At 72.0% G+C, this 24,027-nt stretch carries 26 protein-coding genes and 3 pseudogenes; 16 read left to right on the top strand and 13 right to left on the bottom strand.

Annotated features, from left to right (window positions below):
• A pseudogene (locus AB0J06_RS05015) lies at positions 1–228 on the bottom strand (hypothetical protein); the annotation flags it as partial.
• Between the two features lie 215 nt (positions 229–443).
• On the opposite strand from AB0J06_RS05015, the gene AB0J06_RS05010 reads away from it, so the two are divergent.
• The 3 genes from AB0J06_RS05010 (at position 444) to AB0J06_RS05000 (ending at position 1,730) form a co-directional block, all read left to right on the top strand.
• Complete coding sequence (locus tag AB0J06_RS05010; RefSeq protein WP_357424736.1) at positions 444–791, top strand: DUF6158 family protein; 348 nt, start codon at positions 444–446, stop codon at positions 789–791.
• Position 792: 1 nt separating this feature from the next.
• Entirely contained in the window at positions 793–1,128 is a 336-nt protein-coding gene (locus AB0J06_RS05005) for a hypothetical protein (protein ID WP_357424734.1), read from the top strand.
• 65 nt (positions 1,129–1,193) lie between these two features.
• Positions 1,194–1,730 carry a DUF1360 domain-containing protein gene (locus AB0J06_RS05000; RefSeq protein ID WP_357424732.1) on the top strand — a complete coding sequence of 179 codons (537 nt, stop codon included), beginning with the start codon at positions 1,194–1,196 and terminating at the stop codon, positions 1,728–1,730.
• Positions 1,731–1,804: 74 nt separating this feature from the next.
• Here the strand turns inward: AB0J06_RS05000 and AB0J06_RS04995 are convergent, their stop codons facing one another.
• Positions 1,805–2,002, bottom strand: a complete 198-nt coding sequence (locus AB0J06_RS04995) for a hypothetical protein (protein ID WP_357424750.1) — start codon at positions 2,000–2,002, stop codon at positions 1,805–1,807.
• Positions 1,999–2,208, bottom strand: coding sequence for a hypothetical protein (locus AB0J06_RS04990; protein WP_357424730.1), 210 nt, complete (start codon positions 2,206–2,208; stop codon positions 1,999–2,001). The genes AB0J06_RS04995 and AB0J06_RS04990 overlap by 4 nt, the downstream gene beginning before the upstream one ends.
• Positions 2,209–2,600: 392 nt before the next feature.
• Between AB0J06_RS04990 and AB0J06_RS04985 the strand changes: the two genes are divergently transcribed.
• From AB0J06_RS04985 to AB0J06_RS04975, 3 genes are all read left to right on the top strand, one after another.
• Positions 2,601–2,966: an STAS domain-containing protein gene (locus tag AB0J06_RS04985; RefSeq protein WP_357424728.1), complete on the top strand. Its 366-nt coding sequence runs from the start codon at positions 2,601–2,603 to the stop codon at positions 2,964–2,966.
• Complete coding sequence (locus AB0J06_RS04980) at positions 2,963–3,895, top strand: sensor histidine kinase (protein ID WP_357424726.1); 933 nt, start codon at positions 2,963–2,965, stop codon at positions 3,893–3,895. Before AB0J06_RS04985 ends, AB0J06_RS04980 begins: the two co-directional genes overlap by 4 nt.
• Positions 3,896–4,065: 170 nt before the next feature.
• A complete protein-coding gene (locus tag AB0J06_RS04975; protein WP_357424724.1) occupies positions 4,066–4,350 on the top strand; it encodes a GlsB/YeaQ/YmgE family stress response membrane protein in 285 nt (94 codons plus the stop codon).
• A gap of 63 nt (positions 4,351–4,413) precedes the next feature.
• Here the strand turns inward: AB0J06_RS04975 and AB0J06_RS04970 are convergent, their stop codons facing one another.
• Positions 4,414–5,508, bottom strand: a complete 1,095-nt coding sequence (locus AB0J06_RS04970; protein WP_357424722.1) for a 3-deoxy-7-phosphoheptulonate synthase — start codon at positions 5,506–5,508, stop codon at positions 4,414–4,416.
• Positions 5,509–5,776: 268 nt separating this feature from the next.
• Here AB0J06_RS04970 and AB0J06_RS04965 point away from each other — a divergent pair, with 268 nt between their 5' ends.
• From AB0J06_RS04965 to AB0J06_RS04950, 4 genes are all read left to right on the top strand, one after another.
• Positions 5,777–5,995 carry a hypothetical protein gene (locus AB0J06_RS04965; RefSeq protein WP_357424720.1) on the top strand — a complete coding sequence of 73 codons (219 nt, stop codon included), beginning with the start codon at positions 5,777–5,779 and terminating at the stop codon, positions 5,993–5,995.
• 70 nt (positions 5,996–6,065) lie between these two features.
• Positions 6,066–7,358, top strand: coding sequence for a pitrilysin family protein (locus AB0J06_RS04960; protein WP_357424718.1), 1,293 nt, complete (start codon positions 6,066–6,068; stop codon positions 7,356–7,358).
• Entirely contained in the window at positions 7,355–8,701 is a 1,347-nt protein-coding gene (locus AB0J06_RS04955) for a pitrilysin family protein (protein WP_357424716.1), read from the top strand. Before AB0J06_RS04960 ends, AB0J06_RS04955 begins: the two co-directional genes overlap by 4 nt.
• 163 nt (positions 8,702–8,864) lie before the next feature.
• Positions 8,865–9,893, top strand: a complete 1,029-nt coding sequence (locus tag AB0J06_RS04950) for an aspartate-semialdehyde dehydrogenase (protein ID WP_357424714.1) — start codon at positions 8,865–8,867, stop codon at positions 9,891–9,893.
• Positions 9,894–10,014: 121 nt separating this feature from the next.
• On the opposite strand, the gene AB0J06_RS04945 is transcribed toward AB0J06_RS04950, so the two are convergent.
• Positions 10,015–10,794 (bottom strand): IclR family transcriptional regulator, encoded by a 780-nt coding sequence (locus AB0J06_RS04945; protein WP_357424712.1) that lies wholly within the window; start codon positions 10,792–10,794, stop codon positions 10,015–10,017.
• Positions 10,795–10,911: 117 nt separating this feature from the next.
• Between AB0J06_RS04945 and pobA the strand changes: the two genes are divergently transcribed.
• The 3 genes from pobA (at position 10,912) to AB0J06_RS04930 (ending at position 14,067) form a co-directional block, all read left to right on the top strand.
• Entirely contained in the window at positions 10,912–12,084 is a 1,173-nt protein-coding gene (gene pobA / locus AB0J06_RS04940; protein ID WP_357424710.1) for a 4-hydroxybenzoate 3-monooxygenase, read from the top strand.
• 115 nt (positions 12,085–12,199) lie between these two features.
• The gene (locus tag AB0J06_RS04935) at positions 12,200–12,616 is read left to right on the top strand and encodes a CBS domain-containing protein (protein ID WP_357424708.1); all 417 of its coding nucleotides are present in this window, start codon (positions 12,200–12,202) and stop codon (positions 12,614–12,616) included.
• Positions 12,617–12,753: 137 nt separating this feature from the next.
• Positions 12,754–14,067 (top strand): NAD(P)/FAD-dependent oxidoreductase, encoded by a 1,314-nt coding sequence (locus AB0J06_RS04930; protein ID WP_357424706.1) that lies wholly within the window; start codon positions 12,754–12,756, stop codon positions 14,065–14,067.
• A gap of 1 nt (position 14,068) precedes the next feature.
• Here AB0J06_RS04930 and AB0J06_RS04925 read toward each other — a convergent pair whose 3' ends face one another.
• Positions 14,069–14,479, bottom strand: coding sequence for a hypothetical protein (locus AB0J06_RS04925; RefSeq protein WP_357424704.1), 411 nt, complete (start codon positions 14,477–14,479; stop codon positions 14,069–14,071).
• 119 nt (positions 14,480–14,598) lie between these two features.
• Between AB0J06_RS04925 and AB0J06_RS04920 the strand changes: the two are divergent.
• Positions 14,599–15,249, top strand: a pseudogene (locus AB0J06_RS04920) (NAD(P)-binding domain-containing protein); the annotation flags it as partial.
• A 1-nt stretch (position 15,250) separates the two neighbouring features.
• On the opposite strand, the gene AB0J06_RS04915 reads toward AB0J06_RS04920, so the two are convergent.
• The 6 genes from AB0J06_RS04915 to AB0J06_RS04890 form a co-directional block, all read right to left on the bottom strand.
• Entirely contained in the window at positions 15,251–15,646 is a 396-nt protein-coding gene (locus tag AB0J06_RS04915; RefSeq protein ID WP_357424702.1) for a group 1 truncated hemoglobin, read from the bottom strand.
• Between the two features lie 170 nt (positions 15,647–15,816).
• Positions 15,817–17,394, bottom strand: coding sequence for a hypothetical protein (locus AB0J06_RS04910; protein ID WP_357424700.1), 1,578 nt, complete (start codon positions 17,392–17,394; stop codon positions 15,817–15,819).
• Between the two features lie 59 nt (positions 17,395–17,453).
• Positions 17,454–18,152, bottom strand: coding sequence for a TetR family transcriptional regulator (locus AB0J06_RS04905; RefSeq protein ID WP_357424698.1), 699 nt, complete (start codon positions 18,150–18,152; stop codon positions 17,454–17,456).
• Positions 18,115–18,609, bottom strand: coding sequence for a DUF393 domain-containing protein (locus AB0J06_RS04900; RefSeq protein WP_357424696.1), 495 nt, complete (start codon positions 18,607–18,609; stop codon positions 18,115–18,117). Before AB0J06_RS04900 ends, AB0J06_RS04905 begins: the two co-directional genes overlap by 38 nt.
• A complete protein-coding gene (locus AB0J06_RS04895; protein ID WP_357424694.1) occupies positions 18,606–19,043 on the bottom strand; it encodes a hypothetical protein in 438 nt (145 codons plus the stop codon). Before AB0J06_RS04895 ends, AB0J06_RS04900 begins: the two co-directional genes overlap by 4 nt.
• Positions 19,044–19,270: 227 nt before the next feature.
• The gene (locus AB0J06_RS04890; RefSeq protein WP_357424692.1) at positions 19,271–20,722 is read right to left on the bottom strand and encodes a glycoside hydrolase family 3 N-terminal domain-containing protein; all 1,452 of its coding nucleotides are present in this window, start codon (positions 20,720–20,722) and stop codon (positions 19,271–19,273) included.
• 178 nt (positions 20,723–20,900) lie between these two features.
• On the opposite strand from AB0J06_RS04890, the gene AB0J06_RS04885 reads away from it, so the two are divergent.
• Both AB0J06_RS04885 and AB0J06_RS04880 read left to right on the top strand, forming a co-directional pair.
• The gene (locus AB0J06_RS04885; protein ID WP_357424689.1) at positions 20,901–22,076 is read left to right on the top strand and encodes an ROK family transcriptional regulator; all 1,176 of its coding nucleotides are present in this window, start codon (positions 20,901–20,903) and stop codon (positions 22,074–22,076) included.
• 153 nt (positions 22,077–22,229) lie between these two features.
• A complete protein-coding gene (locus tag AB0J06_RS04880; RefSeq protein WP_357424687.1) occupies positions 22,230–23,804 on the top strand; it encodes an N-acetylmuramoyl-L-alanine amidase in 1,575 nt (524 codons plus the stop codon).
• A gap of 13 nt (positions 23,805–23,817) precedes the next feature.
• On the opposite strand, the pseudogene AB0J06_RS04875 reads toward AB0J06_RS04880, so the two are convergent.
• Positions 23,818–23,969: pseudogene (locus AB0J06_RS04875) on the bottom strand (ATP-binding cassette domain-containing protein); the annotation flags it as partial.
• Between the last annotated feature and the right edge of the window lie 58 nt (positions 23,970–24,027).

Here is a 24,027-nt window from a genome sequence, read left to right as displayed (position 1 = left end):
CTCCTCCGCCGGCGCTTCCCCGCCGCGCAGCGTGTGCCGCACCTCGCGGACCCAGACGAAGATGACGAACCCGGCGAAGACCGGCCACTCCACCGCGTACGCCCAGCTCAGCGTGTTACCCGACGCGGCCCGGCTGATCTGCCACCAGCCGAGCGCCAGAAATGCCGCGACCAGGACGACGGTGACCACGTGGCGGGTGATCCACGCCGGGGTCAACAGTCGGTTCATGCGCCCGAGCGTACCGGCGGCTCCGCGCGCTCTCCGACGGACCGTCGTAGTCACGTCCCCGCCCCGCACGTCGCGGCGCGACACGGCCCGCCCCGCCGAGAGCGATGTACCGGGGAGGCCGCGGGCTCCCGGAAAGGACCACCTGGTTTGGTGACACCCCGTTTGGGCAACATCTAGTGCCGTACCAGCCCAGACGAGATGAACCGGGGGCGACGATGACCGACTCTGTCCGCCATGGCGACTACTCGCCCGCCAGTTCCGGTATGGCGTTCGAACCCAGTGCGGAGCCGAGGCGTGCCGGCTGGGACGGCGATCACGCCCGCACCTCGGAGACCCTCGCGGAGCCCGACGACGATCTCGGCATCGACCCCACCGAGCTCACCGACGAGGATCTGCTGCGCGAGATGCGGAGCCTGCACCGCACGCGGCTGGACACGCTGCGGCACGCGGCCGACAGCGCGCTCGCCACCCACCTGCGGCGCACCGCCGAGCTGGAGACCGAGTACCTGACCCGCTACCCCGGCCGGGAGGTCGACCCGGATCGGCTGCGTGAGGGCGACTGAGGTGACAGCCTGCGCGGAGCGCGGCGTCTCCGCCCCACCCGAGGTGGTCTTCAACACCGCCACCGACCCCGACCGGACCTCCGCGTGGTTGCCCGAACAGGTACGGGGGACCACGACCACGGCCCGTCCCGCGGCCACCGCCGACGATCTGCGCGCCCGGTGGGGCGCGGAGACCGGATGGCCGGTCGCCCTGCAGGTCCACCCCGGTGAGGCCGGCGGCGCGATGGTGCGGCTGGAGCTGGCCGGAGACGTGCCGCACGACGAGTTGGCCGAACTCGCGAAGGCGTCGCTCGTCAACCTCGCCCGCGAGGTCGCCGACAACCTCACCCCCGGCTGATCAGGAGACGTTGACATGACCAAGGGAATCACTCGACGCCGTGCGGTCCGGGGCGGAGCGGCCGGATGAGCGTCACGGAGCGGCTCAAGCGGCTGCGGGAGGCGTACGCGCCGCACGAGAACCGGCCGCTCGGCGGCTACCTCGCGGCGATGGCGACCTACGCCGGGGTCGCCGGTGGCCTGGCCGCGCTGGTGAAGGCGACCGGGCGGCCGGTGCCGGAACGGCCGACGACGAGCGACGTCGTGCTGCTCTCGATCGCCACCCACAAACTGAGCCGGCTGATGACCAAGGACGCGATCACCAGTCCGCTGCGGGCGCCCTTCACCGAGTACCAGAAGCCGACCGGCAGTGGTGAGGTCGCCGAGGAGGTGCGCGACCAGGGGAGCGGCACGCGGCACGCCGTCGGCGAGCTGCTCAGCTGCCCGTTCTGTCTGGCCGTCTGGGTCGCCACCGGCCTCACCGCGGGGCTGGTGCTGACCCCCCGCCTGACCCGACTGGCGGCGACCGCGTTGACCGCCGTGGCCGCCTCGGACTTCCTGCAGATGGCGTACGCGAGCGCGCAACACGTCGCGTCGGGACAACCGCGGGCCTCGCAGCAGTAGACCGTAACGCCGTCGGGGTGGTTCGCCGGAAGCGGCCACCCCGACCGGCCGATCGCAGCGGGTATGTCAAGGGCCTAGTCGGCGGTGACCTCGGGGCGTTCGAGCCCGGCCCAGCCCCGCGGTGACTCTGGCTCGCGGTCGTCGACGCCGGTGAGGATGTCCTCGTCGACGGCGGTGTCGTCGTGCTCGCCGGCGAAGTCGTCGTCGCTCTCCGGCGCCGGCTCCGCGTCCGGCTGACCGAGGGCGGGCAGCGGCGTTTCCCGGTCGGTCACAGCATCGGCCTTCCGTCGAGCACCTCGGCCGCCTCGTCCTGGGCGTACTCACCCTCCGGCATGGCGCCGATGCGGGTCATCAGGTCGGCCGGCAGTTCGGCCGCGATGGCGCGACGGTGGATCTCCGCCCGCGTCACGCGGTCCTTGCCGAGGTAGAGCTCATCCAGCAGCGCGTCCAGCTGGTGGCTGGCGGTTTCGTCGGTCACGGGACCGGCTACCCGCGGGCCGGAAGACCAAACCCGGCGGGAGTGACCCGGGATACACCACGCCCCGGAACACCGCGGACCGTCCGCTGGTTGTGCCCACTGTCGGTGTGTTCAGTGTCCCCGGGCCTCACCTCATTGCCCTCGCGGAATACCGTTCGGCTGGAGCCGCGTCGTGCCACTCGCCGAGAGGCGACCTGCACACCGACACCCGCGCCGCCCACGGCAGTTGCCGTGGGCGGCGCACTTTTTTGTGATTCCGGCTCAGCTTCCGTGTCGCGGTAACGACCGAATCCGTTGGGACCCGTGTGGGTGATGGGACTCAGCGGACGTGGGCACTAGGCTCGTCGGTGCCGAATCACGGCGTCGTGCACGGTGATCGGAGGTGCCGGGACGTGCGGCAACGGCGCGGCGACGGGCCCGATACGCCGGTCATCGAACTGCCCCGGCGCGCAGCGGAACTCGCCGTCCTGCCCGTGCCCGGTCGTCCCGGGCTCCGGCTGGTCGGCGAGGTCGACTGCGCGACCCGGCACATTCTCGACGCGGCGCTGGAGACGATGCTCGGCGACGCCGGTGACGTGCACCTCGACCTGACCGAGCTGACCTTCATCGATGTGGGTGGCGCGACGTCACTGGTCCTGTGGGCCAGCCGGCTGCGCGGCGGCCGCCGGATGATCCTGCACGACCCACCTTACGAACTCCGGCGCATCATCGATATGTTGTGGGGGCAACCGGCCACCATCGAAGTGGACCCGCCATGACCTCGCCAACGAGGGAAGAGTTCATTCACGAAGGTCTCTTCTACCGGGGCCGCGCCGACTACCTCGCCGGCACGGTCCCGTTCGTCCGGGACGGCCTGGCCGCCGCCGAGCCGGTCCTCGTCGCCGTGCCGCAGTCGCACGTCGAGCTGATCAGCGAAGAGTTGGGCGACGACGCGGCCGAGGTGCGGTTCCTGGACATGGCGCAGGCCGGCCGCAACCCCAACCGGATCATTCCCTGGGTGCTGCGCGCCTTCGTGGACGAGTTCCGCGGCCGATCGGTGCGGATCGTCGGTGAACCCATCTGGCCCGGCCGGTCGCCGGAGGAGATCCCCGTCTGCGTCCAGCACGAGGCGCTGATCAACGTCGCGCTGGACCGGACCCCGGCCACCGTGCTCTGCCCGTACGACGCCAACGCGCTCCCCGCCGGGGTGCTGCTCTACGCCGGCCGCACGCACCCCGTGCTCGTCGAGGACGGGGAGCGCCGCCATCACGACGGGTACGCCGACCCGTACGCCGTCGTCGCCCTGCTCAACCTGCCGCTGCCGGACCCGACCGTGCCCGCCGCCGAGCTGACCTTCGACGCCCTCGGGCTCGCCGCCGTCCGTGACCTCGTCGGCGACCGGGCCCGCCGCGCCGGGCTGGCCCCGATCCGCGTCGTCGACCTGCAGATGGCCGTCAACGAGATCGCCACCAACGCGATCACCCACGCCGACGGCTACGGGGTGCTGCGCGTGTGGCAGGAGGGCCTGCGGGTGCTGTGCGACGTGCGCGGGCCCGGTGAGATCAGTGACTGGATGGCGGGGCGGGTGCGCCCGGACGAGCAGAGCGAGCGCGGCCGCGGCCTGCTGCTCGCCAACCGTCTCTGCGACCTGGTGCAGACCTACACCCAGCCGGACAGCACCACCACCCGACTGCACATGCTCATCTGACCGGTTCCGCCACGCCGGACGCCGTCGTTCCGCCACGCCGCACCGGCGCCTCGTCCTACGCTGAGTTGATCCGCAGACGGCGGCGCGGGCGCCCCGGGCATGCCGTACCCCACCGTCACAGCTCCTTGCAGCGCCGCGGTCCGTACGGACGGCGGCCCGAAGGGAGAACAATGATCGGAACAATCATCTGGGCGATCATCGCCGGCGCCATCATCGGCTCGCTCGCCCGGCTGCTGATGCCCGGCCGGCAGAACATCTCGGTCTGGGCGACGATCGGCGTCGGTATCGCGGCAGCGCTGATCGGCGGTGTGCTCGCCACCTGGCTCGGCGTCGGCACGACCGAGGGCGTCGACTGGATCCGGCATCTCATCCAGGTCGCTCTGGCGATCCTCTTCGTCGCGATCGCCGCCCGTCTCTCCGCCAACCGTCCCGAGGCGCGGCGCGCGGCGCGCTGACCGGCCGGCGCCGTACCGCGCGAGGCCTGACGGGCGGAGCGTCCGCTCCGCCCGTCCGGCGGCTCACCGGCCGACGCCCTGGCCGGCCGTGACCGCCCGGCGCCGCGCCACCGCCCCGGCCAGCCGCTCCAGAACCTCCTCGGTCTGGTCCCACCCCAGGCAGGCATCCGTGATCGACTGCCCGTAGACGAGTTCCCGGGTCGGGTCGAGGTCCTGCCGGCCGGGCACGAGGAAAGACTCCAGCATCAACCCGACGATGCCCCGCTCGCCGGCGGCGAGCTGGGTGGCGACGTCGTCCGCCACCAGTGGTTGCCGCCGGTGGTCCTTGCCGCTGTTGTCGTGGCTCGCGTCGATCACCAGCCGCTCCGGTAGGCCGGCGGCCCGCAGCAGCTCCAGCGCGCCGGCGACCGCCTCGGCGTGGAAGTTGGGTGCGTTCCGGGCGCCGCGGAGCACCAGGTGACCGTCCGCGTTTCCCCGCGTGTGCAGAATGGCGGGGGTGCCGGACACGTCGATGCCGGGGAAGACGTGCGGCACGCCCGCCGCCCGGATCGCGTCCACTGCCGTCGTGATGCTGCCGTCGGGGCGGTTTTTCATGCCGATCGGCATCGACAGGCCCGAGGCGAGTTGCCGGTGGACCTGGCTCTCCACCGTCCGCGCCCCGATCGCACCCCAGGCCACCGTGTCGGCGATGTACTGCGGGGTGATCGGGTCGAGGAACTCGCAGCCCACCGGGAGACCCGTACGCAGCACCTCCAGCAGGAGCGTCCGGGCGGCGCGCAGCCCGGTGTTCACGTCGCCCGAACCGTCGAGGCCGGGGTCGTTGATCAGGCCCTTCCAGCCGACCGTCGACCGGGGCTTTTCGAAGTAGACCCGCATCACGACGAGCAGATCCTCGCTGAGGCGTCCCGCCGTCACGGCGAGCCGGTGGGCGTACTCCAGCGCGGCGGCCGGATCATGCACCGAACAGGGGCCGACCACGACCAGCAACCGGTCGTCCTGTCGGTCGAGCACCCGGGCGACCGCCCGGCGCCCCTCGACGACCGTCGCGGTGAGCGGCTCGTCGAGCGGCAGGTCGTGATGGAGCAGCGCGGGGGTCGTCAACGGCACGACCTTCTCGATGCGTTGATCGCTGACGCGTCCCGTACCCGTGGTAGCCACGGAGGTCTCCTTCCGCCGGCCACCCCCGGGGCCGGCGTCCCCAGGTCGAGCCGGCTGCTTGTCGCATGCGAAAGGGCAGGGACGAGGTCCCTGCCCTTGCCGGCTCTGGTGGTGGTGACGTCAGGTCATGGCCGAGTCACCGGCGCCAGGGCCGGCTGCTCAAACCATCGATAGGAGCGCACCACGCGGACAAGAGTACCCGACGTCCGACCGTCCGTCGCTGACGGTGATGACTACGCGGGGCCGCGATGGGGTAAAGGGGGTGGCCATGAGCACAGAGATCGATGATCAGGACCGTACCCAGTCGCGCGCGCGGCACCTCCTCCCCGAGGAACGGGCGGTCGGCAGTGACGACCCGCAGGCACAGGCCGAGGCGATCCTGGCCGACTCGGACAACCGCGAAGCCGACCCGAACGCGGCCCCCGACTCGTTCCTGGAACGGCGCACCTCCGCGCAGACGGTGACGCCGACCGAACCCACCGACTGACGTCACCTCGCGGGAACCCCCTGCGTGGCTGTCGCGACGGGCCCGCCCGCGATCCGATAACGTCGGCCACATGTCGCCGAACGGGTATCCCTGGCCGATCGAGACCACCCGCCTCGACAACGGATTGCGGGTGACCGTCAGCCAGGACCGCAGCGCGCCCGTCGTCGCCGTCAATCTCTGGTACGACATCGGATCGCGGCACGAGCCGGAGCGGCAGACCGGGTTCGCCCATCTCTTCGAACACCTGATGTTCGAGGGCTCGGTCAACGTGGCGAAGACCGAGCACATGAAGTTGATCCAGGGCGCCGGCGGTTCGCTCAACGCCACCACCAACCCGGACCGGACCAACTATTTCGAGACCGTGCCGGCCGAGCACCTCGCGCTCGCGTTGTGGCTGGAAGCCGACCGCATGGGCGGTCTGGTGCCGGCGCTGACCCAGGAGACGCTCGACAACCAGCGCGAGGTGGTGAAGAACGAGCGTCGGCAGCGCTACGAGAACGTCCCGTACGGCGACGCCTGGCTGCGTCTGCTGCCGCTGCTCTACCCGCCCAACCACCCTTACCACCACGCGACCATCGGGTCGATGGAGGATCTGAACGCCGCGGACCTGGCGACGTTCCAGGCCTTCCACGAGACCTACTACGCGCCCAACAACGCGGTCCTCACCGTGGTCGGCGACGCCGACCCCCACGAGGTGTTCGCCCTCGCCGACAAGTTCTTCGGTGGCCTTCGGCCGCGCCCGGACATCCCACCGGCGCCCGACGGGCAGCACCTGGTGATCGCCGGTGGGCCGGCGCGCGAGCGGGTGGTCGCCGACGTGCCGGCGCCCCGGACCTACCTGGCGCACCGGACCTACCCGTTCGGCACCCCCGAGTACGACGCGGTCACCGTCCTCTCCACGGTGCTCGGCAGTGGCCGGGGAAGCCGCCTCTACCAGCGCCTCGCGGACGGGGCGCGGCTCGCGCAACCGGACAACATCGGCTCGTACGGCGTGGACCTCGCCTACGCCGCCGCGCCGCTGATCATCACCGCGACCGCCCGACCCGGCGTCACCGCCGAGGAGTTGGAGGCGGGGCTGGTCGAGGTGGTCGACGAGTTCGCGGCCGGCGGGGTGACGGAGTCCGAACTGGAGCGGGCCCGCGCGTTGCTGACCACCAGCTGGTGGCGACACCTCGCCACCTTCGAGGGGCGGGCGGACACGCTGGGGCGCTACGCGCTGCAGTTCGGGGATCCGGCGCGGGCCGCCGACCGGCTGCCCGGATGGCTCTCCGTCACCGCGGAGCGCGCCAGCGGGATCGCTGCGGAGCTGCTGCGGCCGCTCGACCGGGCAACCCTGACCTACGTGCCGGAGGCGAAGGCGTGACTCTGACAACTGAGCGTCCGGGGACGGGCGAGTCCCGCCCCTACCGCTTCCCACCCGTGGTCCGTCGGTCGGTCGCCGGGGGAGAGGTGGTCGGCGCGCATCTGCCCGGCCACCAGCTCGCCGTGGCGACCCTGCTCCTCGACGCGGGCGCGCTGCGCGAGCCGTCCGGGCGGGAAGGGCTCACCGGCGTGATGGCCAAGGCGCTGGAGGAGGGGACGGCGGCGCGGGACTCGACGGCGTACGCGCTCGCGCTGGAAGGGCTCGGTACCGAGCTGTCGATGGCGGTCGACTGGGATTCGTTCCGGGTGGGCGTGCAGGTGCCGGTGGAGCGGCTTCCGGCCGCGGTCGAGCTGCTCGCCGAGGCGGTCCGCACCCCGCGGCTGGATCCGGCCGACGTGCTCCGGGTGCGCGACGACGAGGTGACGTCGTTGCGGATGTACTGGGCGAATCCCGGCCCCCGCGCGGACGCCGCGCTGCGCGCCGATCTGTTCGGTGTCGACCAGCGGCCCGGCCGGCCGATGGACGGCGACCCCGACTCGGTTGAGGCGGTCACCGTCGAGGACGTGGTCGCATTCCACCGCAGTTGGCTGACCCGGACCGGGACCCTCCTCGTCGTCGGTGACCTGGAGCGGCTCGATCTGGACGTGCTCGGCGCCACCGCGTTCGCCGGCGCCCGGGCCGAGCCGGTCGATCCCGGTGAGCCGCTGCGGGTGCCGACCCGCACCGAGCGGCGGATCATCGTGGTCGACCGCCCCGGCTCGGTCCAGTCGACGCTGCGGCTGGGCCATCCCGCGCCGCACCGGGCGCACCCCGACTATGTGTCGATGTCGCTGGTCTCCACCGTGCTCGGCGGCGCTTTCACGTCCCGGCTCAACCATCTCATCCGTGAGGTGCGCGGTTACACGTACGGCATCCGGTCGGACTTCGGGCTCTCCCGCCGGTTCGGCCGTTTCGTGGTCAGCTCCAACGTGCAGACCGCGGTCACCGCGCCGGCACTCGTGGACGCCGTCGCGGAGATCGCCCGTACCCAGGAGGCCGGAGTGACGGAGCCGGAGTTGGAGGTGGCCCGCTCGTGGCGGGCCGGTCAGCTCTCGGTGGAGCTGCAGACGCCGCGGGCCATCGCGGGGGCGCTCTCCACGCTGGTCGTCTACGGGCTCCCCGATGACTACCACGCGCGGCTGCGCGAAGAACTCCTCTCGGCCTCGGTCGCCGACGTCTCGGCGGCGGCCGCGACGCATCTGCGCGCCGAGGGGCTGACGATGGTGGTCGAGGGGGACGCCGCGGCGATCCGGGACGACCTGGCCGCGACCGGCCTCGGCGATCTCCTCAACGCGACCGTCTAGCGGTCCGTCCCGCCGGTCCCGCACGGGTCGGACGCCGAATAATTTCCACACGTGAGGCGCTAAAACTGCAAGATCGTCGGGAGGGGGCTGTCGGGGACGCGGCGTGCGCCACAACGCGGGAATTCATTCCTGGTTGGGGCGGTCGCATCGGTAGCCTCGCCGCATGAGGATTGGCATTGTGGGGGCGACCGGCCAGGTGGGCGGCGTGATGCGGCGCGTGCTGGCGGAGCGGCAGTTCCCGGTGGAGCGGTTGCGGTTGTTCGCTTCGGCGCGCTCGGCGGGCCGCACGCTGGCCTGGGCGGACGGCGAGGTCACGGTCGAGGACGCGGCGACCGCCGACTACAGCGACCTGGACATCGTGCTCTTCTCCGCCGGAAAAGCGACAGCCAAGGAGTTGGCCCCGCGCGTGGCGGCCGCCGGCCCCGTCGTGATCGACAATTCGTCGGCGTGGCGGATGGACCCGGACGTGCCGCTGGTCGTCGCCGAGGTCAACCCGCACGCGGCGACCCGCCGCCCGAAGGGCATCATCGCCAACCCCAACTGCACGACGATGGCGGCGATGCCCGTCCTGCGGCCGCTGCACGATGAGGCCGGGCTGGTCAGCCTCGTCGTCTCCACGTACCAGGCCGTCTCCGGCGCCGGGCTCGCCGGCGTCGCCGAGCTGGACGAGCAGGTGCGCAAGGTCGTCGACCGGGCCGCCGGGCTCACCTTCGACGGCACGGCGGCGGAGTTCCCCGCGCCGCGCTCCTTCGCCCGGCCGATCGCGTTCAACGTGCTCCCGCTGGCGGGCTCGATCGTCGGCGACGGCTCGGCGGAGACCGACGAGGAGCAGAAGCTGCGCAACGAGAGCCGCAAGATTCTCGAGATCCCGGGGCTCAAGGTTTCCGGCACCTGCGTACGCGTGCCGGTCTTCACCGGGCACTCGTTGCAGATGAACGCCCGGTTCGCCCGGCCGATCACGCCGGCGCGCGCCGCTGAGCTGCTCGCCGACGCGCCGGGCGTCGCGCTGTCGCCGGTGCCCACGCCGTTGGAGGCCGCCGGCCAGGACCCGACGTATGTCGGCCGGATCCGCGCGGACGAGACGGTCGAGCACGGGTTGGCGCTGTTCTGCTCCAACGACAACCTCCGCAAGGGCGCGGCGCTCAACGCCGTGCAGATCGCGGAGCTGGTGGCGGCCGAGCTGCGCGGCTGACCCGGCGTGCCGATCAAGGAATAGCTCGTCGATCAAGGCCGTATTCACCCGATCGGAGATCGACCCATGGGAATACGGCCTTGATCGACGGCGCCCAGCGGGGGTAGCAGCGGGCGACGGGTCAGGGGCCGGGTCGTGCGGTGGGCCCGCCGAGCGCGCGCGACACCCCCCGCGCCGCCGCCGTCACGGCCGGCAGGAAAGGGCCCGGCGCCCGCGACATCGGTACGACGATCGACAGGGCCGCCACCACCGTGCCGGACGGCCCGGCCACGGGCGCCGCCACCGAGAGCGCGTTCTCCTCCAGATAGCCCCGGCTGATCCCGATCCGGGTGCGCCGCACCTCCGCCAGGACCCGCCGCAGCTCAGCGGGGGAGGTGAGTGTGCGGTCGGTGAAGCGCCGCAGCGGTGCGCCGAGGATCCGCTCCTGAACCTCGGTGTCCGCATAGGCGAGCAGGACGAGCCCGACGCCGGTGGCGTGCAGCGGCAGCCGCCCGCCGACCCGGGAGACGACGCTCACCGCGCCCCGGCCCGAGATGCGCTCGACGTACAGCGCCTCGTCGCCGTCGCGGACCGCCAGGTGCACGTTCTCGTGGGTCGCTTCGTACAGGTCTTCCAGGAAAGGGAGCGCGGCCTCGCGCAGCCCGACGCTGCGCGGCGCGAGGGCGGCCACCTCCCACAGCCGTAGCCCGATCCGGTAGTGCCCCTGCTCGTCCCGCTCCAGCGCGCCCCACTCCGCGAGGTCGGCGATGAGCCGGTGGGCCGTGGTCAGCGGCAGCCCGGTGAACCGGGCGATCTCGGACAGGGTCAGCTCGCGGCGCTGCGCCGAGAAGGCCTCGAGCACGCGCAGTGCGCGGGAGGTGACGGAGTTGCCGGGGGCGGCGGCGTCGACCCGGTGCGGCATGGGCCGATCCTGCCGCGAGGTTGGCTTTCCGTCCAACGGAAGCCGCCTCTGATCCGCGTGGCGGATGACACATGATCATCCCAACGTTCCCCACCGACCGATCCCACGGAGGTTCTGGTGCGCACCCAGGTCGCGATCGTCGGCGCCGGTCCCGCCGGCCTGCTCCTCTCCCATCTCCTGGCGATGGCCGGGATCGACTCCGTCGTGCTCGAGACACGGAGCCGGGAGTACGTGGAGCGGCGCGTCCGGGCCGGCGTGCTCGAACAGCCGACGGTCGAGTTGCTGCGCTCGGTCGGGCTCGGCGAGCGGATGGACTCCGAAGGGCTGCCCCACGAGGGCATCTCGCTGCGCTTCGACGGCGCGGACCACCGCATCGACTTCGCGGCCCTGACCGGGCGGTCGATTACCGTCTACGGGCAGCAGGAGGTGGTCAAGGATCTGATCGCGGCACGGATCGCCGCGCAGGGCGACCTGCGTTTCGAGGTCAGCGACGTGACCCTGCACGATGTGGACGGCAACGAGCCACGGGTGACCTTCCGCGACGCGGACGGCACCGCACAGGAGGTACGCTGCGACGCGATCGCCGGCTGCGACGGGTTCCACGGGGTCAGCCGCAGCGCTGTCCCCGCCGGCCTCGTGACCGCTTATGAGCAGACGTACCCGTTCGCCTGGCTCGGGATCCTGGCCGAGACGCCGCCGTCGCACGACGAGTTGATCTACTGCTACCACGAGCGCGGCTTCGCTCTGCACAGCATGCGGTCCCCCCAGGTCACCCGCCTCTACCTGCAGGTGGCACCGGACGAACGGATCGAAGACTGGTCGGACGCCCGGATCTGGGACGAGCTGCACGTGCGGCTCGCCGCCGACGGGTTCGCGCTGACCGAGGGCGCGATGCTGGAGAAGGGCATCACGGGCATGCGCAGCTTCGTGGTCGAGCCCATGCGTCACGGCCGCCTCTTCCTGGCCGGCGACGCCGCGCACATCGTGCCGCCGACCGGTGCCAAGGGGATGAACCTGGCCATCGCCGACGTGCTGCAGCTCTCCCGTGCGCTCACCGCCTGGTTGCGGGAGGGGCGGACGGAGCTGATCGACGGGTACGGCGAAACCTGCCTGCGTCGCATCTGGCGCGCCCAGCACTTCTCCTGGTGGATGACCTCGATGCTGCACCGCTTTCCGGGCGGCGACCCGTTCCAGCACCAGATCCAGCTCTCGCAGCTGCGCTACACCGCGACCTCCGTCCCGGCCGCCACCACCCTCGCGGAGAACTACGTCGGGCTGCCGTTCAGCTGATCCGCCAGCCTCTCTCTCCCACCCCGCCGCGCGGGGCCGTCCACCGGCGCCGCCCGGTTTTTCGGCGATGACCCGGGGTACCCGAAAGTCGGCGCCGAGACGAGAGGAGCACAGGATGACGACCGTCGGAGATTTCATGACGGCCAGACCGTTCACGATGGACGCGGGAAGCACTTTGTGCGATGCGGCGCGACAGATGCGTGACGCGGACATCGGGGACATCATCGTGACGAACGGCGGGGAGGTCCGCGGGATTCTGACGGACCGCGACATCGCGGTCCGGGCGATCGCCGCCGAACTCGACCCGAACACCACCACGCTCAACCAGGTCCTCACCGAGGACGTGGTGATGGTGTCACCGCAGGACGATGCGGTGGCGGCGGCCGAACTCATGCGGACCTACTCCGTCCGACGGCTGCCTGTGGTAGATGACGGCCGGCTCGTGGGTGTCGTCTCGATCGGTGACCTCGCCGTCGAGTGGGAGCCCGACTCGGTGCTGGCGGACATCAGCACCGACGAACCGAACAACTGATGCCGGCCACGGTCGACTGACCGTACACAGTGGTGGGTGCTGGTCCGCGTTCCCTTCCGGTCGCGACTACCGCGCGGGTCCGCGGAGCTCACGGCACCCACCACCCGCCGCCCCCTGACAGACCGATCGGAGGCGAGATGAGCCGACCCCGCGTGGTCATCGTCGGCGCCGGCTTCGCCGGTTACCAGACCGCCCGCACGCTCTCCCGGATGGCCCGTGGGGCCGCCGAGATCGTGTTGGTCAATCCGACCGACTACTTCCTCTACGTGCCGCTCCTGCCGGAGGTGGCCGCCGGTGTGCTGGAGCCCCGGCGGGTCACCGTCTCGCTGCCGGACACGCTGCCCGGCGTACGTGTCGTGCTCGGCGAGGTCAACGCGGTCGATCTCGACGACCGGCGGGTGCGCTACGCCGACCCGGAGGGCAGTCCGGGGGAGCTGAGCTACGACCGGCTGGTGCTCGCGGCGGGGAGCGTGAACAAGCTGTTGCCCATTCCCGGCGTCGTGGAGCACGCCCACGGGTTCCGTGGTCTGCCCGAGGCGCTCTTCCTGCGGGACCACATCACGCAGCAGATCGAGTTGGCCGACGCGGCGGACGATCCCGCGGAGCGGAGCGCGCGCTGCACCTTTGTCGTCGTCGGCGCGGGTTACACCGGTACGGAGGTGGCCTCGCACGGCGTTCTCTACACGGACGCGCTCGCCGGGCGGCATCCGCGGCTGGACGGTCAGCGGCCCCGGTGGCTGCTGCTCGACATCGCCCAGCGGGTCCTGCCCGAGCTTGATCCCCGGATGTCCGAGACGGCGGACCGGGTGCTGCGCGAGCGTGGCGTCGACGTCCGCATGGGGACCTCGGTCAAGGAGGCCCGCCAGGACGCGGTGGTGTTGACCGACGGGCAGTCCGTGCCGACCCGCTCCCTCATCTGGTGTGTCGGGGTGCGGCCCGACCCGATCGTCGCCGACCTGGGGCTCGCCACCGTCAAGGGACGTCTGCTGGTCGACGAGTTTCTCACCGTGCCCGGTCATCCCGACGTCTTCGCCTGCGGCGACGCGGCCGCCGTGCCGGACGCCACCCGCCCCGGTGACTTCACCCCGATGACCGCGCAGCACGCGGTGCGGCACGGGAAGCTGGTGGCCCGCAACATCGCGGCCTCGTACGGGCAGGGGATGCGCCGTCCGTACCGACACCGCGAGCTCGGCTTCGCGGTCGACCTCGGGGGCAAGGACGCGGCGGCCAACCCGTTCAGCGTGAACCTTTCCGGGCCGCCCGCCAAGGCGGTCACCCGCGGCTACCACCTGGCGTCGATGCCCGGCAACCGGATCCGGGTGGCGGTGGACTGGCTCCTCGACGCCGTGCTGCCCCGGCAGGGCGTGCAGCTCGGGGTGCTCCCCGCGCACGCGGTGCCGCTGGACAATGACGCACCGGAAATGGTGCGCAACCCGCGGCTCAGCGTCTGAGCTACCGGGGGACGCTGAAGCGCAGGTGCGAGCGGTGCCGGAGGCGGAGGCGGGCGGCGGCCGCCACCAGCGCGGTGAGGGCGAGCGCGAAGACCGCGCCGTGCACGAGGCCGCGGGCCAGGTACCCGCCGCCGCTGTGGTCGATGGCGTAGGTGCCGATCTCCCGGCTGAACCACGGCAGCAGGCGGGTGGCCGGGTTGGCCGGATCGGCGACCATCTGCAGCCCGATCACCATGAGCAGCACGAGGGTCCCCTCCAGTTCCCGGGGGAGGGCGGCGCTCAGGGCCAACCCGAACGGCGCGGCGATCGCGATGGTGATCGCCATGATCAGCGCGATCGCGCCGTACCGCACGTGATGCTGGTCGACGAGGATGAGCACGAAGTAGGGGAGTGGGTGGCGGCCTTTCGTCACGGCTCGCGCCGGCATGAGCCGCGCCGCGTCGCACGGGTCAAGCCACGGGGCGGAACCGTTTCCGGCGGCCCCTTCGGGGTAACCGCGAGCTTGCAGGACGACGCGATCACGCGCCCACTTCGCGGAAGGAATGTTCGATGAACATCGGCATCATCGGGGCCGGCAATGTCGGATCCGTCCTGGCCCGCCGCCTGAACGAAGTCGGTCACTCGGTGGCGCTCTCGGCCTCCACCCCCGACTCGACCCGGCTCGCCGAGGCCGCCACCGCGGCCGGCGCGACCGCCACCACACCGGCGAAGGCGGCGGCCTACGGCGATGTGGTCATTCTGGCCGTGCCGTTCGGGGCGGTCACCGCCGCGCTGACCGACGAGGTGGTCGGCGCGGTCACCGGGAAGACCGTTGTCGACGTCACGAATCCACTCGCCGCGGACTTCATGTCACTGGAGATCGGACACAGCACCTCGGCCGGCGAGACGGTGGCGGGCCTTCTGCCGGAAGCCAAGGTGGTCAAGGCCTTCAACACCGTCCTGGCGCCCAATCATGGGCGGCCCGTGCTGGGCGGGGTGCGTCAGTCACTGCCGGTCGCCGGCGACGACACGGACGCGAAGAGGACGGTTGTGGACCTCGGCACGGAGCTCGGGTTCGACGCCGTCGACGTGGGCCCACTCACGAACGCCCGTTACCTGGAGCCCGTGACCGAACTGCTCATCCAGCTCGCGTACGGGCAGGGGGCCGGCCGGGACATCGGCTTCGCGCTCGCCCGCGACTGAGCTAAAGACCTTCTTCGCGGCCGCCCAGTGGCAGCGGATCCTGTCGGACGATGGTGTGTCGCGCGGCGGTCAGGGTCAGCTCGACACTTTCGACGATCTCCGGGGTGGCGCCCGTCGTGCGCAGCGCTGTCAGGAGATGGGCGGCGACCCGCTGGAACTGCTGGTCGGTGATGCCGAGACAGTGGTGCGCCGAGGCGAGATCAAGACCGGTGTAGCCGTCGGGGCCGCCGAGCACCCGGGCCAGGAGGGCGGCCTGGTGCGTCTTGAGCCGGCCGATGTCGGCCCGGGCGAAGTAGGGCCGCAGCTCCTCGTCGGCGAGGACGAGCTCGTAGAAGCGGCAGATCGCCTGTTTGATGGCGGCGGCTCCGCCCAATCTCTCGAAGTACGAAACAGCCACTTTTCTGCTCCCGTCCGGGCGCATATCGGGACAACGACCTGCTCATTCTGCGTCATCGGATCACTACCGTACAGTGACAGAAATCTATCAGGGTCCATCACGGCGCGGTCGGTGACCGTACCGGGGCGTACGGCTGACAATCCGGTCACGCCGGCTCGGCGGACGCGGGCTCAGCCGGGCGGGGGCGCCACCCGGGCGGCGGGCCGGTAGATCCGGTAGCCGGCGGCCTCGTCCACCGTGAACGGCACCGTCGCGATGGCCAGGTGCCGCGCCACGTTGCGGTCGAAGTCCGATGCGACCGGCGCCACGTACGCCGGCGCGTCCGCCTGCGCCACCACGTCCCGGTAGGGGCGGTAGCGGTTCATGCCCGGCCGCAGATCGTCGCCCAGCACCGCGCAGACCACTCGTTCCCCGGTCGCGAAGACGACCCAGTTGCAGCTCCAGTATTCGGTGTAGAAGCGGGTGACACCGAGCCGGTCCAGCGCGCCGACCAGCTCATCCTGGCGCCGCGCGCGCTCCGCGTAGGCGGGCACCTCCGCCGCGAGCATCACCGTGGCCACCGCCATCGTCGCCGCGAGCGCCGCGATCGGCGCTGCCGCCGTGAGTCGCCGCCACGCCGGACCCGCCCGGGTCGCGAGCGTCCACAGGGGCCAGAGCACCGCGGGGATGGAGACCAGGAGCAGGCTGAGGTAGCGGGCGCTCTCGATCGGGGTCTCGGCGGCGGCCGGACTGCGCGCGTATGAGATCAGGCTGACCACGCCGGCGGCGACGAGCGCGAGTCGGGCGCTCTGGCGTACCCGCTCGGGTCCTTCCGTCCGGCGCGCCGCGGCGAGATAGAGGTATCCGGCCGCCGCGGCGAGCAGTAGGAAGACCGGGGCCCACCAGAGCTGCCACGGCGCGCACCGGCTGGGCGCGCAGAGCCCGGTCCCCAATGGCAGCCCTTCGAGGACGCCGCCGAAGAGCCGGTCCGGCCAGGACGCGTGGTCGTCGGCGCCGTTGAGCCGCAGGAAGACCACGGGTGAGCTCTGTGACAGCGGCGCGACCAGGTTGTGCCCGATCAGCGGCGCCGCCCCGAGGAGAAAGGCGCCGAGGGTGAGCGCGCCGGCGTGTCCCCGAAGCTCCCGTCCACAGCCGATGATCAGGACGACGGTGGCCGCGGCGAGATAGGGCAGCCCCAACCAGTGGTTCCAGACCAGCAGACCGGCGACGAGCCCCCACGCACCGAAGGCGAGCAGCCGTCGCCGGGTGGCCCCCATGCCCAGCGCGGCGGCGAGCAGCAGCAGCGTCACGGCGGCCGGGCTCACCTCCGGGTAGCCGCCACCCGCGATGAGCTGGTTCTTCACCGTCCGGTCCGCGGCGAAGGCGAGCAGCCCGACGGTGGCGACGGCGAAGCCGGGGGTGAAGAGCCGCCGGCTCAGGTGGTAGGCGGCGATCAGGAATGCCGCGTAGAGCAGCAGCGTCGGGATCCGCAGCGCCAGTGGTGACGGGCCGACCACCGCGACGAACGGGGCCGCGAGATACGCCTCGACGGTGCCCATGTAGTGCTGGCCGTAGAAGAAGACCGGAAAGTCGTGTCCGCCGGCGATGTGCAGGGCGGCGAGCCCGATCGTCGCCTCGTCGCTGTTCGTCGGTGGTGTGCCGGTGAGGATCAGCCAGAGCCGGAACCCGAGACCGGCGAGCCCCAGCAGCAGCCCCGCCGCGCCGGCCCACGTCAGGCCGAGCCGGGTTCTCCGCTCCCATGCAGCCACCGCAGGAGTCTGGCACAGCGGGTCGGACGGACGGCCGTGGCCCGTGCGCGCCTGCGTCGTCACTGTCGCAGGGCGTTGATCAACTCGATCACCTCGCGGGTCACCGGCCGCAGCAGCCGCAGCCGCGACAGCGCGACCACGCGGTCGATCAGCGGCACCGCGCCGTCGATCAACCGGCGCGTCTTCGCCTGCTCCGGCGACCGGTCGTGCACCCAGTAGAGGACCACCCCCATGTAGGCCAGCCACAGCAGCTCCGGCAGGTCCCGACGCAGTTCCGGATCCACCTTGGCGGTCGAGCCCTCCAACACCTGCCGGAACAGCCCGATGGACTCCTCGCGGGGGCCGGAGGACTCGGCGGAGAACGGGCTCAGTGGCGAGGTCGGCTCGGCCGCGGTCTTGAAGAACGTCGCCGCGAAGGAGTGGTAGGGGGTGAGCACGTCGACGCCGCAGTGCAGCACCCCCCGCAGCCGCGCGGCGAAGTCCGTCTCCCGCGCCAGCACCGGCTGCGCCGCGGTCCGGTGCTCCACCTGCGATTCCAGGTAGAACCCCTGGATCAGGTGCTCCTTCGAGCCGAAGTAGTAGTAGGCGTTGCCGACCGCGACGCCCGCGTCCTTGGCGATCGCGCGCATGGTGGTCTGGGCGTAGCCGCGTTCGCGGAACAGTCGCATCGCGGTGTCCAGGATGAGCTGCCGGGTCTGTTCGCCGCGTGCCGTGGCCGGCTCAGCCGCAGCGGTCGTCGGCGCAATCGGTTCGCTCATCCGTGCCACCGTATCCTCCGCCCGTTCCGGGTGGCGCGACATCACCCGCCGCGGCGCCGCCGCGGGTCCGCTGCCGTACGGCGGAGGCGGCGGCCACGACCTGGCGGGCCAGTGGCAGCAGGTGTGGCCGTGAGAGCCGCTCGGCGAGGTCGCGGTAACCGGCCAGCGCCCAGAGGCACGCGACCCAGGCGCCGTCGCCGACGTAGACCTCGCCGGTGTCGGCCACGACGGTGATGTCGCGCAGGGTCGCCTCGTGGTCGAGGCCGGGGAACCGCTGCCGGGCCGCCTCCGACCCCGCCGGCACGAAGCGCAGGGGTACGAGTTGATCCCGCGCCTGCAGCCAGCGGCTCGCGGTGCGGCACACCGGGCAGTGCGCGTCGTAGAGCACCGTGAACCCGCCGGCCGGTCCGGCCCCGCCCGCCCCGTGTCGGGCGGGACCGGTCTCCGGCGTGCTCACAACGCCGGCGCCGGAGGTGCGGGCGGTTGCATCTGCGGCCCGACGATCGGTAGCCGCGCGGCCGGGGGGAGCGGCGGGTGGGTCGCCTGCTGGCGGAGACGTCCACGGCGGTAGCGGTTGAGGGCGAAGACGTTGAAGAAGTGCAGGAAGCCCAGGACGAGCAGCACCAGTCCGATCTTGAGGGAGAGTTCCTCCATCGCCTGGCTCGTCGAGTCGATCCGGCCGCTGTGCTTCATGGCCACCGTCACGTAGCCCAGGTTCAACAGGTAGAAGCCGACGACGAGCAGGCTGTTGACGGCCTTGGCCAGCCGGGTGTCGGAGAAGACCTCCTCCAGGAAGACGAGCCCGTTGCGGGAGAGGGCGCCGGCCACCCAGATGGTCAACCCCACGCTGACAGCCAGATAGACCAGGTACATCCAGACCTTGAAGTCCATCGTTCACGCCTTTCTCGAACGTGTTCAAATTTCGGTCGTCCTGAGCGTACGACCCTTGTTGAACATGTTCAAGGGAGACCTGGACCACAATGGCCGCCCCGGCAAAGAGGCCGACATGCGCAATGTCCGGCGAATCTGCCGGCACGTTCGCGGACGACGCAGCGGATTCCGGGACATCGCCGGCGCGGCCGCCTGGTGGGGCCGGCTGTCCAGCGGGGTGACGTGGGTCAGACGGCCAGGCCGAGCGTCTCCGCGGCCGCGCGCCCGTTGGCGTGGCTCGCGCCGTACGTGGTGACGAAGGCCCGGACCCCGGCCGGGCGCCACCGTGACGGCCAGCCCATCTCCACCACCGTCACGGGGTGCCGCGCCGCCAACGCCTCGATCAGCTCACGGGCCCCCGCGACCCGGTGGGCGTGCCGTCCGACCAGCACGATCGGACGCTCGCCGGCCCGGCGCAGCAGCGCGTCGGCGTCCGCCTCGACCGGCACCACCTGCATCTGCTCGGTGCCGTTGAGGTGCGGACCCAGCCCCCACGGGACCCGCCCCTCCGCGATCGTGGAGGAGGCCGCAAGGTGGATGACGAGCGGCGTGGCGAGTCCGGCGAGGTCACCCTCGACCCGCACCGCGCGGCGCGCGGCGGCGTACCCCAGGTCTGTCGGTGCGGTCGGGTCCACCGCGGACCGCACGGTCCACCCGGCGAGCGCCTCGGCGCGGGCCGCGGCCTCCTCGACCCGGGCGAGGTCGAGCCGCCCGTCGTCGAGCGCGGCGACGATCTCGGCGACGACGTCCTCGACCAGCGCGGCATCCACCTGGGCGCCGATGCAGAGCAGGTCCGCGCCGGCCGCGAGCGACTGGACGGCGGCCGGTCCGATGCCGCCCGCGGCGATCGCCGCCCCCTTCATCTCCAGTGCGTCGGTGATGACCGCGCCGGTGAAGCCGTACTCGCCGCGGAGCAGGTCGACGAGGACCGCGCGGCTGAAGGTGGCCGGGAGCGCGCCGGTGAGCTCGGGCACCCGGATGTGCGCGGTCATGATGGCCTTGACGTCCGCGCCGACGACCGCGGCGAAGGGCGGCAGGTCGCGGGCGCGCAACACGTCGAGGGGGACATCGACGGTGGGCAGCTCGTAGTGCGAGTCCGCGACGGTGGCGCCGTGGCCGGGGAAGTGTTTCGCGCAGGCGGCGACGCCGGAGGCCTGCAGGCCGGCGACCGCGGCGGCTGAATGCTCGGCGACCCGGGCGGAATCGGCCCCGAATGACCGGGTGCCGATGATGGGGTTGTCGTCGGCGGTGTTGACGTCGACGGTCGGGGCGAGGTTGAGGTTGATGCCCACCGCCGCGAGCTCCGCGCCGATCGCCTGGTAGACCCGGCCGGTCAGCGCGACATCGCCGACCGCGCCGAGCGCCGCGTTGCCCGGGTAGGGGCTGCCGGTGGCGTGGGCGAGCCGGGTGACGTCGCCGCCCTCCTCGTCGATCGCGATCAACACGTCGCGGCGGGCGGCCCGCAGCGTGGCGGTGGTCGCGGCGATCTGCTCGGGATGGTCGATGTTGAAGCCGAAGAGGGTGTGCCCGGCCAGCCCGTCGGCGACCAGCTGGACCGCCCACTGGGGCGGGGTGGTGCCGCGGAAGGCGGCCAGCAGCGTGCGCAGCGCCAGCCGGCGAAGCCCGGGATCCGTCGCCATCGTGTCTCCCCCTCCGACATCCCCCGGTCCGAGTGTCCACCGGAGAGGTCCGTCTCGGTAACCCGCGGATGCCGCGTCGTGTGACCGTTGAACCCCGTGCCGGCCATTACGCTACGGCTACCCGTTAAGGTTGACCAACCTTAATAGTTAAGTTTCCTTAATGCTAGAGGACGTCGCCATGGGTCCCACGCGCCTACCCGGCACCCCCCGCCTGCTGCGCGCGCTCAACGACCGGGCGGCACTGGAACTGCTGCTCGCCCGCGGGCCGCTCACCCGCGCGCAGCTCGGCGAGCTCACCGGGCTGTCCAAGGTGACGGCGTCGCAGCTGGTGGAGCGCCTGGAGCAGCGGGGGCTGGTCAGCCGGGTGGGCGAGCAGGCCGGCGGGCGCGGACCCAACGCGCAGCTCTACGCGGTCACTCCGAGCAGCGCCCACGTGGTCGGGGTGGACGTCGGCCCCGACCGCGTGGTGGCCGCCTGCTCCGACATCACCGGGGCGGTGATCGGTCGGGTCGAGCAGTCGACGAAAGACACCGACGACCCCGTCGGCGTGGTCCACAACGCGGTGGTGCAGGCAGCGGGGAGCGCGCAGGCCAAACTCGCCAGCGTCCGCCGCGTCGTGCTCGGCACGCCGGGCCTCGTGGATCCCGCGACCGGCGACATCACCTTCGCCTTCAACCTTCCGCGTTGGCACCGCGGGCTGCTCGCCGCGCTCCGCGAGGACCTGCACACCCCGGTCGTGTTCGAGAATGACGTCAACCTGGCGGCGGTCGCGGAAGCGCACACCGGCGCCGGCCGCGGGGTGGACGACTTCGTGCTCGTGTGGGCCGGGGTCGGTCTCGGCCTCGCCATCATGCGCGGTGGGCGGCTGCACCACGGCAGCTCCGGGGCGGCCGGCGAGATCGGCTACCTGCCCGTGCCCGGGGCGTCGATCCCACGCGATGTGTCGCGCCGCGCCAAGCCCGCCTTCCAGCAGATCGCGGGCGCCGACGCGGTCCGCGCGGTCGCGCGCGAGCACGGCTTCCGCGCGCCGAACGCGGCGGACGCGATCCGCGCCGCCATCGCCGCGGGGACCAGCGGAGGCCCCGTCCTCGACGAGGTGGCCCGCCGACTCGCGCTCGGCGTCGCCAGCACCTGCGTGGTGCTCGACCCGCCCCTGGTCGTGCTCGCCGGCGAGGTGGGGCAGGCCGGGGGGAGCGCGCTCGCCGAACGGGTGCAGCACGAGGTCGCGGCGATCACGCTCGTCACACCGCGCGTCGTGGCTACCGAGGTGCTCGCCGAGCCGGTCCTGGAGGGCGCGCTCCGTACCGCACTGGACGCCGTCCGCGACGAGGTGTTCGGCTCCACCGTCGGCTGATCCGCCGACTCCCGGGGGGCCGCCGGTGCCGGTCGGTCCCGCATGTGTAGGAGTTTCCCGGCTACGCCGTGAGCCGTTTTCGGGGGAGCCATACGTTACGGCCATCCGGCGTTCCCGCAGCGGGGGACGTCCCATCACTCGGAAGGAGTGACGGTGGCCCAACGTATCTCCCCGTCTCGCACGCCCACGTCATGCGGCCGGAGGACATTCACCCGCGCGTCCGTCCTCGGGGCCCTCGGTCTCGCCGTCGGGGTCTCCGCCGAGCCGGCGGTGGCCGCGCCGGATCCCGACCTGCCCCGGCCGCACGGGCTCGTAGCCGCCTTCGACCGCGCCGCAACCCGCTACGAGGTCCCGCGCGACCTGCTGGCCGCGCTCGGCTACGCGGAAACCCACCTCGACGATCACGGGGGCGCCGCGAGCGCCTCCGGCGGTCACGGCGTCATGCACCTGGCCAACAACCCCGCGGTCCGCACCCTCGACGAGGCGGCCGCCCTCACCGGCCTGTCCGCAGCCGCGTTGCGGACGCAGCTCGCCGCGAACATCGCCGGCGCCGCCGCTGTGCTGCGCAGCTACGCCGACGCCGCCGGGTTGACCGCGGCGCATCGCGGCGACGTCAACCGCTGGTACGGGACAGTCGTCCGCTACGGAGGCGCCATCGAACCGGCGGTCGCCCGGATGTACGGCGACACCGTCTACGACCTGCTCGCCACCGGGTTCACCGTGCCGACCGCGGCGGGGCTCTTCCGGGTGGCGCCGCGCCCGGTCGACCCGCGCCGCGGGCCGCTGGCGAAGGTCGCCGCGTCCGGCGGGCCGGACGCCGACATCGGCACGCTGAGCGCCGACTACGGCCCGGCCGCCTGGGTGGCGGCGCACCCCGAGAACTACACCGTCTCCAGCCGGGAATCCTCGTACAACATCAACTATGTGGTCATCCACGTGACCCAGGGCTCGTACGCCGGGACGGTCAACTGGTTCCGCAATCCGAGCGCGGAGGTCAGCGCGCACTACACGGTCCGCTCCCGCGACGGCGCGGTGACCCAGTCGGTGCGGGACAAGGACGTCGCCTGGCACGCCGGCAACTGGAGCTACAACACCCAGTCCATCGGCATCGAGCACGAGGGCTACGTCAACCAGGCGTCCTGGTTCACCGACACGATGTACCGCTCCTCCGCGGCGCTCACCCGGCACCTGTGCAACAAGTACCGCATCCCGAAGGACCGCAGGCACATCCTCGGGCACATCGAGGTGCCCGGCGCCGACCACACCGACCCCGGCCCGCACTGGAACTGGAACTACTACATGCGGCTGGTGACCGGCGGCTGGTCGACCACGGTGGACAACCTCACGCCGGGCCGGTTCACCGCGAGCCGCAACTGGGGGTCGTCCGCGTACTCCGGCCAGCGGTACGGCGGCAACTACCGCTTCGCGCGTCCGCTCAAGGCGAGCGATCCCGCCTGGTACAAGGTGAACATCCCGGAGACCGCCGACTACCGCGTCGAGGCCTGGTATCCCGCCGACCGCGGATACAACGACAGGACGCCGTATCTGATCGCCACCACGAGCGGCATCAAGACCGTCCAGGTCAACCAGCGGATGACCGGAGGGCAGTGGCGCAACCTCGGGACGTTCACGCTCGCCCGCGGCGACGGGAACAAGGTGGGGGTGAGCCGGTGGACGGCCGGCGCCGGCTACGTCATCGCCGACGCGGTGCGGATTACCCGCGTCTGAGCCATCGCGGGCAGGTGGTGGTCTTGCCCGAGCCGTTCGGTCCGAGGAAGCCGTGCACCTGCCCCGGCTCGACCAGCATGTCCAAACCGTCCAGCGCGACCCGCTGCCCCGCAGCGTTCGGCCGAGCGTCTTGCGCGGTCCTTCGATCTCGATGATCGCGCTCATCCGCGCCTCCCCCCTGCGGTGATCAATGACACCGGGGCGATCGTCACGGGCAGGGCGA

It is taken from the genome of Micromonospora sp. NPDC049679 (assembly GCF_040659735.1).
Classification (GTDB): domain Bacteria; phylum Actinomycetota; class Actinomycetes; order Mycobacteriales; family Micromonosporaceae; genus Micromonospora_I.
Note: the sequence above shows the minus strand (reverse complement) of the source record. Positions and strands in the feature narration are given on the sequence as shown.

Excerpts from the sequence above, each read along its gene's own strand:
- AB0J06_RS05010 (WP_357424736.1), top strand. The coding sequence starts at position 444 with ATGACCGACTCTGTCCGCCATGGCGACTACTCGCCCGCCAGTTCCGGT.
- AB0J06_RS05000 (WP_357424732.1), top strand. The coding sequence starts at position 1,194 with ATGAGCGTCACGGAGCGGCTCAAGCGGCTGCGGGAGGCGTACGCGCCG.
- AB0J06_RS04980 (WP_357424726.1), top strand. The coding sequence starts at position 2,963 with ATGACCTCGCCAACGAGGGAAGAGTTCATTCACGAAGGTCTCTTCTAC.
- AB0J06_RS04975 (WP_357424724.1), top strand. The coding sequence starts at position 4,066 with ATGATCGGAACAATCATCTGGGCGATCATCGCCGGCGCCATCATCGGC.
- AB0J06_RS04965 (WP_357424720.1), top strand. The coding sequence starts at position 5,777 with ATGAGCACAGAGATCGATGATCAGGACCGTACCCAGTCGCGCGCGCGG.
- AB0J06_RS04960 (WP_357424718.1), top strand. The coding sequence starts at position 6,066 with ATGTCGCCGAACGGGTATCCCTGGCCGATCGAGACCACCCGCCTCGAC.
- AB0J06_RS04950 (WP_357424714.1), top strand. The coding sequence starts at position 8,865 with ATGAGGATTGGCATTGTGGGGGCGACCGGCCAGGTGGGCGGCGTGATG.
- AB0J06_RS04945 (WP_357424712.1), bottom strand. The coding sequence starts at position 10,794 with ATGCCGCACCGGGTCGACGCCGCCGCCCCCGGCAACTCCGTCACCTCC.
- AB0J06_RS04935 (WP_357424708.1), top strand. The coding sequence starts at position 12,200 with ATGACGACCGTCGGAGATTTCATGACGGCCAGACCGTTCACGATGGAC.
- AB0J06_RS04930 (WP_357424706.1), top strand. The coding sequence starts at position 12,754 with ATGAGCCGACCCCGCGTGGTCATCGTCGGCGCCGGCTTCGCCGGTTAC.
- AB0J06_RS04905 (WP_357424698.1), bottom strand. The coding sequence starts at position 18,152 with ATGAGCGAACCGATTGCGCCGACGACCGCTGCGGCTGAGCCGGCCACG.
- AB0J06_RS04895 (WP_357424694.1), bottom strand. The coding sequence starts at position 19,043 with ATGGACTTCAAGGTCTGGATGTACCTGGTCTATCTGGCTGTCAGCGTG.
- AB0J06_RS04890 (WP_357424692.1), bottom strand. The coding sequence starts at position 20,722 with ATGGCGACGGATCCCGGGCTTCGCCGGCTGGCGCTGCGCACGCTGCTG.
- AB0J06_RS04885 (WP_357424689.1), top strand. The coding sequence starts at position 20,901 with ATGGGTCCCACGCGCCTACCCGGCACCCCCCGCCTGCTGCGCGCGCTC.